The organism is Caecibacter sp. AF58-12pH5A (assembly GCF_027681725.1).
GTDB lineage: Bacteria > Bacillota > Negativicutes > Veillonellales > Megasphaeraceae > Megasphaera > Megasphaera hominis.
In genome coordinates, this window is sequence record NZ_JAQDBC010000017.1 from 13,245 (window position 1) to 27,939 (window position 14,695).

13 protein-coding genes are annotated in these 14,695 nt (G+C 55.0%); 1 reads left to right on the top strand and 12 read right to left on the bottom strand.

All coding sequences use genetic code 11. The features are described 5' to 3' along the window. The gene (locus PGX44_RS08495; protein WP_186504359.1) at window positions 1-978 is read right to left on the bottom strand and encodes a P1 family peptidase; all 978 of its coding nucleotides are present in this window, start codon (window positions 976-978) and stop codon (window positions 1-3) included. Beyond that, window positions 979-1,509 (bottom strand): dCTP deaminase, encoded by a 531-nt coding sequence (gene dcd / locus PGX44_RS08500; protein WP_498855031.1) that lies wholly within the window; start codon window positions 1,507-1,509, stop codon window positions 979-981. Between the two features lie 143 nt (window positions 1,510-1,652). Between dcd and PGX44_RS08505 the strand changes: the two genes are divergently transcribed. After that, the gene (locus PGX44_RS08505; protein ID WP_498855032.1) at window positions 1,653-2,702 is read left to right on the top strand and encodes a Fic family protein; all 1,050 of its coding nucleotides are present in this window, start codon (window positions 1,653-1,655) and stop codon (window positions 2,700-2,702) included. A gap of 47 nt (window positions 2,703-2,749) precedes the next feature. Here the strand turns inward: PGX44_RS08505 and PGX44_RS08510 are convergent, their stop codons facing one another. The 10 genes from PGX44_RS08510 to PGX44_RS08555 all read right to left on the bottom strand — a co-directional run bounded on the left by PGX44_RS08510 (window position 2,750) and on the right by PGX44_RS08555 (window position 14,666). Beyond that, window positions 2,750-3,340 carry a sugar O-acetyltransferase gene (locus tag PGX44_RS08510; RefSeq protein WP_498855033.1) on the bottom strand — a complete coding sequence of 197 codons (591 nt, stop codon included), beginning with the start codon at window positions 3,338-3,340 and terminating at the stop codon, window positions 2,750-2,752. Window positions 3,341-3,356: 16 nt separating this feature from the next. Further along, entirely contained in the window at window positions 3,357-4,496 is a 1,140-nt protein-coding gene (locus PGX44_RS08515) for a PrpF domain-containing protein (RefSeq protein WP_498855034.1), read from the bottom strand. A 131-nt stretch (window positions 4,497-4,627) separates the two neighbouring features. Then, window positions 4,628-5,053, bottom strand: a complete 426-nt coding sequence (locus PGX44_RS08520; RefSeq protein WP_498855035.1) for a hypothetical protein — start codon at window positions 5,051-5,053, stop codon at window positions 4,628-4,630. A 35-nt stretch (window positions 5,054-5,088) separates the two neighbouring features. Next, window positions 5,089-5,568 carry a hypothetical protein gene (locus PGX44_RS08525; RefSeq protein ID WP_498855036.1) on the bottom strand — a complete coding sequence of 160 codons (480 nt, stop codon included), beginning with the start codon at window positions 5,566-5,568 and terminating at the stop codon, window positions 5,089-5,091. Between the two features lie 217 nt (window positions 5,569-5,785). Continuing rightward, complete coding sequence (locus tag PGX44_RS08530; RefSeq protein ID WP_498855037.1) at window positions 5,786-8,251, bottom strand: DNA topoisomerase 3; 2,466 nt, start codon at window positions 8,249-8,251, stop codon at window positions 5,786-5,788. A gap of 212 nt (window positions 8,252-8,463) precedes the next feature. After that, window positions 8,464-10,170 carry an ATP-dependent nuclease gene (locus PGX44_RS08535; RefSeq protein ID WP_498855038.1) on the bottom strand — a complete coding sequence of 569 codons (1,707 nt, stop codon included), beginning with the start codon at window positions 10,168-10,170 and terminating at the stop codon, window positions 8,464-8,466. Between the two features lie 193 nt (window positions 10,171-10,363). Next, on the bottom strand, window positions 10,364-11,320 hold the full coding sequence (locus tag PGX44_RS08540) for an epoxyqueuosine reductase (protein WP_498855039.1): 957 nt from the start codon (window positions 11,318-11,320) through the stop codon (window positions 10,364-10,366). Beyond that, window positions 11,317-11,901 carry a TetR/AcrR family transcriptional regulator gene (locus tag PGX44_RS08545; protein ID WP_498855040.1) on the bottom strand — a complete coding sequence of 195 codons (585 nt, stop codon included), beginning with the start codon at window positions 11,899-11,901 and terminating at the stop codon, window positions 11,317-11,319. Before PGX44_RS08545 ends, PGX44_RS08540 begins: the two co-directional genes overlap by 4 nt. A 121-nt stretch (window positions 11,902-12,022) precedes the next feature. After that, window positions 12,023-13,270 carry an NAD(P)-dependent malic enzyme gene (locus PGX44_RS08550; RefSeq protein ID WP_498855041.1) on the bottom strand — a complete coding sequence of 416 codons (1,248 nt, stop codon included), beginning with the start codon at window positions 13,268-13,270 and terminating at the stop codon, window positions 12,023-12,025. A gap of 55 nt (window positions 13,271-13,325) precedes the next feature. After that, entirely contained in the window at window positions 13,326-14,666 is a 1,341-nt protein-coding gene (locus PGX44_RS08555) for a 2-hydroxycarboxylate transporter family protein (RefSeq protein ID WP_302593377.1), read from the bottom strand. Between the last annotated feature and the right edge of the window lie 29 nt (window positions 14,667-14,695).

The following is a 14,695-nucleotide window of genomic DNA, read 5'->3' on the forward strand; positions in this document are numbered from 1 at the left end:
TTAGAGATCCTGACAAGACGGGACACCGTAGGCGCCTTTAGCCGACTGGACGGCGCGGCGGACGGCTTCTTCCATGACATAGGCAGCGAGGGTGCCTGTCGTGTTGATTTCAGCGTTGACAGTGCCTACGCTAAGGGCATAAAGGGAATCGCCATCGGCCATGGTGTTGACAGGGCGGATGGAACGGGCAATACCGTTGCCTGCAAAGGCAGCGAGCTTACCGAGCTGTGCCTTGTCGAAGCGGCCGTTGGTAATGATGGCACCGATGGTCGTATTGGTTACGGCTGCTGCGGCGCGCTGGGAAAAGAGCGTATCTGTCTGGCCGTATTCGTCGAGGAGAACGCGGCGCGTGTCGGCAAAGCCCTGGCCGTCTTTGGCGCGCATGCCGGCCAGAATCTGACCGTCGCCACTGATAACGTCGCCTAAGGCGTTGACGGCTACGACGGCGCCTACCTTGATATCCCCTGCCTGAGCGGCAAAGATACCGAGGCCCGATTTCATCATATAGTCGGCGCCACAGGCCTTCCCTACAGTAGCGCCTGTACCGGCTCCGTAGTTACCTGGCTGAACGTCGTTCGTTTCGGCAGCCACACAGGCAGCGTAGCCTAATGCCGCATCAGGACGGACATTGCTGCCACAGCCTAAGTCGTAAATGCATGAGGCGACGACGAGGGGCACCTTGCAAATGCGCGTATCGAAGCCAATATCGTGTTCTTCCAGGTAACGCATGACACCGCCGGCGGCATCGAGACCGTAAGCGCTGCCACCGCTGAGGAGGACAGCATGAATCCGGTCGGCTGCTGCCCGCGGGTTGAGAAGCTCCGATTCCCGGCTGGCCGGACCGCCACCACGTACATCGAGGCCGCAAGGAGCGCCGTCGGGGCAAATGATGACAGTACAGCCTGTGCCGGCCGCTTCGTTTTGGCTGTTACCGATGGAAAAGCCACCAATATCTGTCAGTTTAATTTCTTGAAGCACTTATTTCACCTTCTTCTGAAAGTCCTGCCAGAGCATACTAGGCTGGATGCCTGTGTTGTTCTGGTATTTACCACCGTGGTACGTATCGTATTCTCCGTCAATATCATGATAATAAATCTGGCAAATTTCGACATCCGGGTAAATGCGGATCGGCTGGACGCAGAAGATTTCCAGTGTCCAGTAGCCGGCAAAGCCGACGTCGCCAAAGCCAGCCGTGACGTGGATGAAGACGCCTAAACGGCCAACAGACGAGCGGCCTTCGAGCATGGGGATGTAGTTTTCCGTTTTCGTGTATTCATTGGTCCGGCCCAAATAGAGCTTGTTAGGCTGCAGGACATAGCCGCTCTTGGGGATATAAATGGTCGAAGCCGGGTTGGGCTTGGCCATGTCGAGCTCGTGGTTATCGTAGACCATAAGCTGGTTGTGTAAGGACAGGTTATAGCTGTTGGGATTCACCCGGTCAGGATGAAAGGGCGTAATGATGATTTCTTTACCTAAATGTTTGACAATTTCCTTGCCGGACAAGATCATGATAGTTCCTCTCTCTTCGTACGCGCCTGGGGGACGCAGTGGTATCGTTTTTATAATTTTACATGATATATTATACTCTAGAGAGGAACAGGCGTGCAAGTCTGGGCGCCAGGCAAAGCCCCGCTTCAGGAAGGAGGTTTTTGATGAAACGATTCGATTATGAGCAGACACCGCTACGGCTTTTTACTACTGAGTTGATACAGCGGGTCAATGGCATCCACGAACGGAAAGGCTGGTGTGATTTCTTTTTGGAAATGCACACAGGCTCGTTGCAGGCAATGGCAGATTTGTCCCTCTTACAAAGTACGAGATCCTCAAACCGTCTGGAGGGCATTTCTACGAGTGACCAGCGTTTGGAGGAACTGGTCAATAAGAAAGCTGAACCCCACAACCGGTCAGAGCAGGAAATTTCCGGGTATCGGGATGTACTGGCTACCATCCACGACAGCTACGAATATATTGCCATCGTGCCCAATGTCATTTTGCTGCTCCACCGGGATTTATATGCATTTTCCGGTGGTGCTGTCGGTGGCAGTTACAAAAATGCCGATAATGTCATTGCTGAAACGGATGCAGAGGGACACCAAAAGGCGCGGTTTGTCCCTGTACCTGCTTTCCAAACACCGGAAGCTATGGAGTCCCTGTGCACACAGTTCAATCGGGCCTGGCAGGAAGGCACGATCGATAGGCTGCTCCTGATTCCCATGTTTATCCTTGATTTCCTTTGCATCCATCCGTTCAACGACGGCAACGGCCGCATGAGCCGCTTGCTGACCTTGTTGCTGTTGTATAAGGCAGGCTATATTGTCGGCAAATATGTAAGTATTGAAATGATTATCGAAAATACAAAGGAAACATACTATGAGGCCTTGCAGGCCAGTTCTATGGGCTGGCACGACAACGAAAACAGGTACAATGCGTTTGTCTCCTATTATCTGGGCATCTGCCTGAAAGCCTATCACGAATTTGAAAGCCGTGTCGAATATTTAGTAACGAAGAAAATGACCAAGCCCGAGCGGGTAAAAGCCGTCATCGACCAAAAGGTCGGCAAGATCACGAAGCAGGAAATAATGGAGCACTGCCCGGATATCAGCAAGGTCACTATCGAGCGCACGTTGGCAAAGCTGGTTCGGGACGGCTATCTCGTCAAAATCAGTGCTGGTAAGACTACGGCGTACGCAAAAAAACAATAAGTTCTCCATACAAAAAAGGACCCTTAGCGGGTTCTTTTTTGTGTATATTATCCCCTGTCGAAGCAGGTTTTCTTGTCGGCTTCTGTGATGGGCCGGATGACCTTGCAGGGGTTGCCTACGGCGACGCTGTTGTCGGGGATATCTTTGACGACGACGCTGCCGGCGCCGATGACGACGTTGGTGCCGATGGTGACGCCTGGGAGGACGTGGACGGCGGCGCCGATCCAGACGTTATTGCCGACGGTGATGGGATAGGCGTATTCCAGGCCGGCATTTCTTCTTTCGTAGTCGATGGGGTGGCCGGCCGTGTAGAAGCCGCAGTTCGGGGCGATGAAGACGTTGTCGCCAAAGGTGACGGGGGCGCCGTCCAGAATGACCGTGTTGTGGTTGGCGAAGAAATTGTCGCCTACGTGGATATTGTAGCCGTAGTCACACCAGAAAGGCGCCATAATAGCACAGTTTTTGCCCTTACTACCCAGGAGCTTTTCCAGGATAGCGGCCTGCTTTTCTGTTTCTGATGGGCGGAGGGAATTGAAATCGTAGCAAAGCTCCTTGGCCGCCGTCCGTTCGGCCACGAGGGCTGCATCGTTGTTGGCATCGTAAAGCTGCTCATGTTGCATTTTTTCTTTTTCTGTCATGGTGTGCTCCTTGGATTTAGTTTCGTATGTATACGGTGCCGTCCATGATGCGCCGGGCTGTGCGCTGGACGGCGACGCTGGTTACATCCAGTGTGCCGTTTGTTTCTTTGAGGTGCGGATAGAGGGTCATGACGCCGCTGGGGTGGCCGATGCGGACGGCGGTCGTGTCCTTTGGCAAGGGGCCCAGGGTCTTTTCTACGATGCCACCGGGCAAATGGGCTGCTACGGCCAGGGCTGTCGCTGCTGTAAGGGGGCTGGCCTTATGGCACTTGAAGACGGAGATGACGCGGACGCAGAGGTCCATGTCGCTGGCGGCGACGGGCTGGCCGGCTATATCCGTATACGCAGCCGGGGCTGCAAAGACGCCGATTTTTGGGATGCCCGGCGAATTGGCACTGGCGTCGGCCAGATCCTTAGCAAAGCCCAGTTTCACGGCCGCCGTGGCGCGAATTTTTTCCAGAAGGGTAGCAGCTTTTTCCTTAGCGTCGACGGCTGCCGGCAGTTCCGTACCGGTAAGGCCGACAGCGCTGGCCCGGACAAGGACGAAGGGATTGGACACATCGAGAAGCGTCGCTTCTATTTCCCGGCCATCAATAGTCAGGACATCCAAAGCCTGGCCTGTGGGCAAGAGTTTCCCCGTTTTGGCACCGCCAGGCTGCAGGAAATGGACCTGGAGCTCCGCCGCTGTGCCGTCAATACCGGCAATGTGGCAGTCCCCGTCTTGGGCGAAGGTGTGCGTCGCCGCATCAATAGGGACAGTGACATTGATGTATTTGTCCGTATTGCGGTTTAGCATGCGCACGGTAGTGATAGGTTCGACAACGGGCACCAGCCCTTCTTCTACGGCAAAGGGCGCTACGGCTGAGGTCATGTTGCCACAGTTGGCCTTGTAGTCGACCTGGTTTTTGCCGACGATGACCTGGCCGACAAGGTATTCAATATCTACGTCCGGTACGTCGCTTTTCCAGACGACGACAATCTTATTGTTGGACGACACGGTCCCGCCGAGGCCGTCGATCTGCTTCGGTTCGGGATTGCCCATGACCTGGAGGAAAATGCTATCCCATTCTTTGGGGTCGGCAGGTAAATCTTCGCGGTGAAACAGGCAGCCCTTGCTCGTGCCGCCACGCATATATACGACATTAAACTTTCGCATGAAAAAGCCTCTTTTCTATGAGTATCACGTTTTTCTATTGTAATCCTGTACTACCTCCGCATTATAACACGGATCACGGCAACAAAAAAACACGACGGTCTGGGTCGTCGTGTTTTTTCTCTGCGTTTCCCCTAATTCTCGTCCGTATCGTATTGGATGAAAAAGCTCCATTGGTGATAGTTTTCGAGATACGTCAGGTCCAGAAGCATGTCTTTTTTCTTGTACATGTAGCACTTTTGTGCCGAGTCCTTGTACTCTTCCATGCCTGTTTTTTCCCAGCCTGCGGCCTGCAGCTGCTTATCAGAGTAGGCTACGACGGCCGTTTCATCCAGCGGATACGTATAGATGGCGCTGAACCAGATGCGTTCTACCTTGCGCGCTTCGTATTCCTGTATCAGCTGGGCCCCGGCCGGCTGTTCAATAGCATCGTAGGCAGCGCGCAGGTTTTCTTCCCGCTGCTGGACGCTGGGGAAAAATCCCAACAGGATATGGGCTACGACAATGAGACAGACGCAGGACATAAAGGTAATGATTTTTTTCTTTTTGCTCACTCGCATAGGCGACCCCCCTCGCCATCACAGACAAAACGAAACTATCTTTTTCTGTACGTTGCTATGAGAAGCAGTACGAGCGCTGCCATTGTCGTCCCAGCAAGGACACACAGCTCGAGCACGGAGTATCCCCAGCCGGCCACCTGTATGCCTACCCACGGCAGTACGAAAAGGACTGCAGCATACACGCGGCGGAAGAAGCTGTAAAAAGCAGAGAGCCACGCCGACAGGAGCATTGTTTGCCCGGCAATATATAGCAGGTTTTGCGTTGCCGCAAACAGCGCCGTAGCTGGCATAGCTTGCGGCCCCTTTGTCAGCACCATCCAGGTCTCAGTATCGGCTACGACGAACCAGATAAAAGCCAGGGCCAGGGCTGTCAGCACTTGCAGTACAAAGCGGAGAATACTCGTCTTTCCCGTCAGGGACAACTGGCTATGCCGTTTGGTATAAAGAAACAAAAGGAGAAAAACAATACCAAAGCGCAGGGCCATTCCCACATGGTCCACATTGAGCGCTATCATGCCTACCTCCTGCAACGGAAAAAGATTCCTAACACTATTATTATAACCTGCTTTTCTTATAATATCCAATCTGTTTTAAGAATGGATTGCACTTTTTTCCGTTTTTTTCTTTAGATTTTCCTGTTTTTCCGATAACTTTCGAAATATATGGCTGTGTATACAAAAAAGCAGCGTTTATCTCGTAGGACAAACACTGCTTTTTTCCATTATTTTCTTATCACTTTTTGGCATAGATACTGGGCACACCGTCTACGTCGGCACATTTTGTATTGCACGTCGGCGTGCTGCACGACCACACGGTACCGTTAGGGCCTCTGTGGGCTTCGAAATGGCCTGTCTTACACAGAGGACAGGGATAGACACCGTCGGCTGCTGCAGGCCTTGTCAGGGTCTGGGCCTGTGTCGCCTGGCCGGCTTTTGCAGCCGTCCCCTTGCCCGTACGGGCCGCACGGGGCTTGGCCGTCTTTTTGGCGGTCGTGCCGGCTTCTTTGCCAGCTGCCTGGGCCGTCGTCCCTGCCTCTGCCGCAGTGGCTGCGTCTAGGCGCAGAGTACCACGGCACGCAGGATAGTTGCTGCAGCCGTAGAAATCACCATACTTACTATGACGCCGTACCATGGGGCTGCCACACTGCGGGCACTTGGGTGCATCCGGATCCGGCTGGGCCTTGTGGCGCGCCGCCTTTTGCGCCCCGTCTGCACTACTGCTGCCGGCCGGGCTAGAACCATCGAGACGGACGACAGTACGGCAATGGGGATAGCGGCTGCAGCCGTAGAAGTCACCGTACTGGCTGTGCCGCCGTACCATGGGGCTGCCACACTGCGGGCACTTGGGCGCATTGGCGTCAGCGCTTTCCATGTGGCTTGTGCCGGCTGCTTCGATAATCAGTTGCAGGAACGCTACCTGATCGTGCAGGAAGGCGTCGAGACTGTCCTTGCCTTCACTCATTTTATAGAGCCGGTCTTCCCAGACGGCCGTTTCATCGGGATAGACGAGGGCTTCCGGCAAAGCATCGATGAGCATGTACGCTTGGTCTGTGGGCTTGAGGTACTTCTTCTTCCCTTCTTCTATGAGGAAATGGCGGGAAATGAGCTCGCTGATGATTGTCGCCCGCGTCGCTTCTGTGCCGATGCCTTGTACTTCCTTCAGTTTCTTTTTCAGGGAATCGTCCTTGACGTATTTATAAATTTCCTTCATGGCAGCCAGGAGGGTTGACGCCGTAAAGCGGGCCGGTGGCTTTGTCTGTTTCTCTTCTATGCGGCCTTCCTGATACCGGGCCGGATCGCCCTTGCACACGACAGGCAGGGTCTTGCTTTCATCTTCGTCGTCCTGTTTCTTGTCGCCGCCATAGAGGTCGCGCCAGCCCATTTGCGTAATCGTCCGGCCGTGGGCGACGAAGCCTTCACCGGCAGCGGCAATGTCGATACGCATTTGGTCGTATTCGTAATCGGGGTAAAACTGGGCGATGTAGGACCGGGCAATGAGGTAATACACGTGCTGCTGCATAGACGTGAGCTGGGCGAAGTTGCAGGCGACTGTCGTGGGGATGATGGCGTGGTGGGCTGTAATCTTACTATCGTTCCAGGCACGGCTCTTGCGCTTGCCGTCGGCCTGGCCGGCCCATTCGCCTAAGTGGCCGGCCGGGATTTGCGCCAGGTTGCCCAAAATGGCAGGAATGTCCTTGCGCTGGTTGAGGGGCAAATATTCGCAGTCCGAGCGGGGATACGTCGTGAGCTTTCGTTCGTAGAGCTGCTGGGCCGTATCGAGGACCTGCTGCGGGCTGTAGCCGTAGCGTTTCCCTGCCAAGACCTGGAGGGACGACAGGGATAAGGGCAGCGGTGGCGGTTCCTTCTTTTTCGTCTTTTTCTGTCCGGCAATGACGCCGTCCGGTGCGGCAGCCAGGCGGGTTAAGACAGCTTCTGCCTGGGCCTTATCGATGACGTGGTTGTCTGCATCCAATCCGGCCTGCGTATCCTTGGGCTGCCACTGGGCCGTAATGATGCCCTTTTCGTGGAGAAAATCGGCTTTTACGACGTAGTACGTCACTGGCGTAAAGGCATCGAGCTCGCGCTGGCGCCGTACGACCAGGGCCAGGGTCGGCGTCTTTACGCGGCCTACAGGGAGTACGCCCCGGTGTCCTTGCCGTCTGGCGGCGAGGGAAAAGGCACGGGAGGCGTTCATGCCGATGAGCCAGTCGGCACGGCTCCGGGCCAGGGCTGATTCCTTGAGGTGCAGGAAATCCCGGTTGTCGCGGAGATCGGCCAGGGATTCGCGAATACTCTTTTCATCCAAGGCGTTGAGGAGAATCCGTTCGACAGGCTTTTTGTTGCCTACGTAGTCGAGAATTTCATCGATCAGGAGCTGTCCTTCCCGGTCCGGGTCACCGGCGTTGACGATGCGGTCGGCTTCGCTGATAAGTTTCGCGATGACCTGGAACTGGTCCTTGCTGTTCGGGCTTATGAGGAGTTTCCAGTCCGTAGGGATAATGGGTAAGTCGGCAGCGTTCCAGCGTTTATATTTCGGGTCGTAATCCTCCGGTTCTGCCTGTTGGAGGACATGACCATAGGCCCAGGTAACGGTGCCGCCGCCTGTCGTGATATAACCTTGCTTGCGCTGATGCGGCTTAGGCAGGCATTGGGCCAGTTCACGGGCCATGCTCGGTTTTTCGGCAATAAATAGTAACACGCGTCTTTCCTCCTAACGTGATAATCGCAAAACAGGTAGTGCCTATACTACACCAAAGTGACTAGAAAAACAAGGGACGGGCACAGGGGCTTTGCAGGTGTGCAAAAAAGGCCTCTGTCCCGTCCGCTGAGGTTCGGCTAGGCTGAAGAAGTATGGCTGCCCGCACGCCTTGGCGCAGGGCTGGGCCTACGAAAGGGCCCGTACTTCCGGTCTTACTCCCGTTCGACGTCGTCGTGCGGGTAAATCTGTTCGGCTGCTTCGTGCTGGATCGTAACCTTGGCCAAATTGCCAGCAGCACGGATTGTCTTGGCAAAGGCCGGGGGAATGAGCTCCGCCGGTAAGGACTGGCCTATAAGACGGCCCAGGATGACGCCTTTATTGCTATAGAGCCAGGCGAAATAATAGACGTACAGGGCCTTGTGATTGCGGGGATTAACATTCCACAGGCGGCGCGGCGGGTAGTCGTGATAGTTGACGTCGAGCTTACGGCACGCCCGTTTCAGCATATCTGTCGACGCCCGGGCGTGTTCGCCGTTGACGGCGTCGATAATGTGATCCAAATCGCGGCGGTGGTTGTGGTCGATCATGGTCTTGGCCAAATCCATTTCAAAGCAAATGCCGTCTGTAAAGTACGTGTACGGTTCCCGTTCCCTGCCGTTTTTCACGTCGGCGTCATACAGGACGACCGTAGGGATGCGGAAGAATTCAAGCAGCTTGCGGATTTTCGAGATGGAGCTTTCGCCGCGGGCGTTGATGAGGCAAATGCCGTAGTAGTCAAAGGGCAGGCCCAGGGTCGTGCCGAAGAGGCTGAAGCAGCCGTATTCTGTTTCGCCTTCGACGATGATGACGCTCCGCGAATAGAGGGCTTCTTTGACTTCCGGGAAGTGCATGATCAGGTGCTTTTCGATTTCTTCGTTGAAATGGAACTTGGCCCCGCAGGCAGCGCGGACCTGGCCGTAATCGTCACGGTAGAAGCGGACGATGTTGCGGTAATCGTCGACGAGGGAATCTGTCGAATGGGTAACGACAAACATCTGGCCGCGCAGGCCGTCGATGTGGAAGAGTCCTTTCAGGAGCTCTACAAACTGAGGGTCTTCGTTGTTCAAGAGCCGTTTGTAGTAGTTCAAAACCGACCGCTGCATGTACGGGTGCAAGTGGATTTCCGGTTCGTCAATGGATGTAATGAGGGGCAGCCAGCGGTGCCCGGCCTGGTCGACGATGAGCGTGTGTTCCAGCGGTACGGCCTTGCTTTCGCAAATGAGGTAAATCTGCGTAATGATTTCCAGGGCAACGACGGATATGAATTTCATATTATCTGCCCGGGGACGGTCTTCGCGGCTGAGGAAGCACGACAAGAGGAAAATGTCGACGTAAAAGGATGAATCGAGACTGCCGTAGCGCGCTTCGTGGTTGATGAAGGCCTTCAGTTCCGGTGAGAACGTGTCGAGCTGCTTGCTCCCCCATTTGGTCAGCATCCGTTCGAGAGCCCTGTAGACCCGGGCCGGCGCTAAACCTTCTTCAGCCATGCTGGCCGAATAGGAAATGTAACGGATGCGGCGGATCACATCGAGGGGCAGTTCTTCTTCCGTATCGACGTCGTACAGGCGGGGATATACTTCTTCTACCCGTTTTTCCATGCGCACGCGGATGCTTTCGCGATGCTCTTCCGGCAGATCATAAAAGTATTCGTTCAGGGAATCGAGCAAGACCAGCTCTACAGTGATGATCAAGGGCACATCCGGGTCGGCGTAGTCGTTTTCCGTGATGCCGCTGCCTTCGCTCATGAGCTTTAAGAGGCGTAAGAAACCGCTCTTGCCGATGGCGTTTTCACCGACGAGGTAGTTGGCCTTATCGTGAAAGGTCATTTCTACGTCCTTAAAGTTGCGGTAATTTTGGATGCGAATATAGTGTATGTACATAAGGTTCACTCCTTTAGGAGCAGGGTGCCGCCTCGTTTCGCATGAGGCGTTGTGATAGCTGCCGTTTCCCGGCTGGAGTACGCAGCCCCAGGCCGAATGTTATTGTTCTATTATATCATATTCGACATAGGCAGCGCATTTCCTTTTTTCCGTTCCCTGGCCTTATCCTGCAGGAGTGGTCATGTGGTTACTCTTAATACGCTTTTTCGTAGGCCAGAGCCCGGGTGGCACACGTGCGCAGGGTCTGCGTTTCTTCAGGCCGCAGGTGATCCACTGTAAGGGGAATGACCTTTTCCCGCAGGATGTCATCGGGGGCCTGGACGAGTGCTTCCGGCGCCAGGAGGTCCGTCAGCTCTTCTACTTCCGCTATGGCTTCGCCTTGGGACCAGTCGTGGCGGCGGTTGTAGGGACAGGCGTCCTGACAGGCATCGCAGCCGCAAATCCACGTGCCGAACTGGTCAGCCTCTAAATGGGGCGGTACCTGGCCCTGGCCGAAGGTGGTCCAAAAGGAGACGCACGATAAGGGATTCATCGTATAGGGTGCACACAAGGCGTGGGTCTTGCAGGCATTTTGGCAGCACATGCACGTATCCGCACAGGGACGCAGGCTGCACTGTTGGCGATACGTCACGTCAGCATCGATGAGATAGCCTTCGAGATCGTAGTACGAGCCTTTTTCGCCGTAGAAGAAATTATTCTTGCGGAAAATACCCAGGCCGGCGGCGACGGCAGCATAGCGCAGGGGCAGGATGTGGGACGGCGCGTTTGCTTCTCCTCCTTCAATGCGCAGGCCTTGCGCCTGCAGCCATGCTACAAACTGCTGCTTTTGCTCATGCCGCGGGCTGTCCGCGACGGCATCGGCGGCGAGGAAAAAGGCCTTGGCGTATTTTCCCTGGAAGGACTGGGGAAAGCGATACTTGCCCAGCCAGGTCGTGCAGATGACAACGGACTTAGCCCAGGGATAGCGTTCTTTTAGTTCTGTAAAGCGTTCCATATTTGCATAGACTGCCTTGCTGGCCGGGATCTTTTCCTGCCGTTCCTGGAGCCGTGCGGCGTAACCGTCCAGATCGGACACGGGAATAACGCCACAATTATCGTAGCCGTATTTTAAGGCTGCCGCGTGGATGGCAGTACCTGTCAGTGTAGTCATATTCTATCCTTCCTTTGCTGATATTCCCGGTACGTTGCCAGGAGCTGTTCTTTCATCTTCTCTATATAGGAATCATCCTTACTCATGCGGTACAGCAGCAGATCCCCTTCGTAGATGGCAAAGAGACGGCCTGCCAGGCTGTCCGCCTGGTCTGACGGAAGGCCTGAGGACACGAGAATCTGCCCAAAGAGGCCCTGCATTTCCTTCATGGCTTCCATATATACGGCGGCAATGGCTTTATGGGAAAAGGCCAGTTCCATACCGACGACGGCAATGGGACAGCCGTAATGCTCGCCTTTTCTGGCGCCGTCCAGCATAGCCCCGGTAAAGCGCGTGACAAAGGTTTCCCAGTCTGCATCTGCCGCAAAGCCGGCAAGCCATTCGTAGACGACTTGGTGATAGTAGCCGACGACGGCGACGGCCAGGTCCTCCTTGGATTTGAAATAAAAGTAAAAGGACCCCTTAGTCAGGTGTGCTTCCTTTAAGATTTCACTTAAACCTGTCGCTGCGTAGCCGTTCTGCCAAAAGAGGCGGCCGGCGCAGGCGATGAGATGTTCTTTCGTTGCTTCTCCTTTTTTCATATGAATCCCTCCTGAGAATAAAATATACCAATCGGTCTATTTTGTCAAGAAAGAGACAAAAAGACGCCGCTTCTCCCCTCGTTTGACGTGGGAAAAGCGGCGTCTTGTCCGTACTATGGTATTATTTCTTTTTGAGGAAGGTAGCGGCAATGTCTACTTCTTCTGCGTAGGTCAGGGGGTTACCGGCAATGCCTTCTTCTGTCGCGGCTGCAGCTACGGCTGCGGCGACACCGATGGTGACGCGCGTGTCGAAGGCGTCAGGCAGGATGTAGTCTGCCCGCAGGCCGTCGTCCTGGGCTACTTTGGCGATGGCCTTGGCAGCGGCAAGCTTCATGCCTTCAGAGATGTCCTGGGCATGGCAGTCTAAGGCGCCACGGAAGATGCCTGGGAAAACGAGGACGTTGTTGACCTGATTTGGGAAGTCCGAGCGGCCTGAGCCGACAACGGCTGCACCGGCTTCCTTTGCTTCGTTCGGGTAGATTTCCGGAATCGGGTTGGCCATGGCGAAGACGACGCTGCCCTCTGCCATGGACTTGATCATATCCTGGGAGACGAGACCGCCGCGGGAAACGCCGATGAAGACGTCCTTGCCGGCGATAGCCTCTTTCAAGGTGCCACGGAAGTGGGCCTTGTTGGTAACCTTGGCCATTTCCTGCTGGGCCGGGTTGAGGCTGTCGTCGCCTTCGCAGACGGCGCCGTTGATGTCGCAGAGCGTGACATCGCCAAAGCCATAGGCCAAGAGGAGTTTGGCAATGCTGATACCGGCAGAACCGGCACCGTTGATGACGACCTTGGCCGTCTTTTCTGATTTCTTAAGGTACGCCAGGGCGTTGATGACACCGGCCAGAACAACGATGGCCGTGCCGTGCTGGTCGTCGTGGAAGACGGGAATGCCCATGGTTTCACGCAGGCGCTTTTCGATTTCAAAGCAGCGCGGTGCACTGATGTCTTCCAGATTGATGCCGCCAAAGGACGGTTCTGTAAGCTGTACGAATTTGACGAGCTCATCTACGTCCTGCGTATTGACGCACAGGGGGATGGCGTTGATGCCGGCAAATTCATTAAAGAGAAGGGCTTTGCCTTCCATGACGGGCATGCCTGCATCAGGACCGATATTACCCAGGCCGAGGACGGCACTGCCATCGCTGATGACGGCGACCGTATTGCCCTTGCCCGTGTAAACGTAAGCGTCTTCTTTCTTTTCGGCAATGGCCAGGCAGGGACCGGCAACGCCAGGCGTATAGAGGATGGACAGGGCTTCCTTCGAGTCAGCCGGGAGTTTGCTGCGGATTGCCAATTTGCCGCGCAGCTGGGCGTGTACGTCAAGAGCTTTCGTATAGCGTTCGTCGTTATGTACAGAATTACTCATTTTTTTAATTCACCGTAACCTTTCGCGTTATTTCTAGTATGTGTCGTTTCGTGTGTTAGCTGAACATGCGCATGAGGATGGTGGCTGCGATAACCGTGCAGGCACCGCCAAGGCGCGTGGAAATCTGGGCAAAGGGCATGAGTTCCATGCGGTTTGCAGAAGACAGGATGGCAACGTCACCTGTGCCGCCGAGGCCGCTGTGGCAGGCTGTTACTGTAGCCGATTCAACGGGATACATATTGAGGAAGCGGGCCGAGAAATAGCCTGAGCCGACCATAGCCAGTACCGTACCGAGTACGGTGAAGATGTACGCCGGCGTGATGGCTGCAATGACGTCAGCCCAAGGTGTGTAGAGGACGCCGATGCCGACGAGGAGAGCCCACGTGAGGTTGGCCGATACGAATTTGTAGAGCTGATGCGCACCCTGTTCCATGCTGGCCGGTACGATATTGAGGACTTTCAGCGTAGCGGCGGCAATGATCATGAGAATCGGTGCCGGAATGGGAACGACCATGTTCAGGAGCCGTGCGCCGATGAAGAGGCTGCTAGCAATGAGCAGGCCGGCGCCCATGAGCTTCAAATCGATGGCTTTTTCTGCGCCTTTCAGGGCGTTCAGGTCCAAATCGCCCGATTTAACGAGCATGCCGTTACCGGTGAGGTGCGGCTTCTTCTGGCCGAGCTTTTTCAGGTAGCCTGCGAGCATGATGGCGAAGAGGTTACCGAGCATCGCAGCCGGTACGAAGTGTACGAGGAACTGGTCCGGCGACTGGCCGAGGATTTCCGAGTAGGCTACGGAAAGAGGCAGGATGCCTTCGCCAACGCCACCGGAAAGGATGGGAATGACGATGAAGAAGAACGCGTGGTACATGTCGAAGCCGACGACCATACCGATGGCTGTGCCGACAACACAGGCAGTCACCGTGCCAATGACCAAGGGCACGAACATGCGGATGAAGCCTTGAATGAGGACCTTTCTAACCATGCCGAGGATACTGCCGGCAACGAGACAGGAGATGTAGAAGTACAGGAAATTGGCACCTTTCGTGAAGGCTGTGACCGATTTGACAGCGTTTTCATCGAGCAGGCCGTAAAAGACCATGCACGACGGCACGAAGATGGAAAGGATGGCCGGGCCGCCAATGTCCTTGAGGATGGGCAGGCGTAAGCCTACATCGCCGAGGAGAATGCCGAGGATCATCATAATGGCCAGGCCGCCGATCATATCGGCCGGGAGCTTGCCGTAGAAGCTGGCGCCGAAGATAATGGCAACCATGGTCAGGTACACCGGCAAGGGCAAGGGTCCGATTTTAATGGACATGGCCTTGTCTTTCCAGTAAGAAAAACCGGAGGTGCGGACTTCCGTCACAGGCACTTTCAATTCAACTTGTTGTTCCATGCGTAAAACCCCTTTCAGAAATCAGGTAG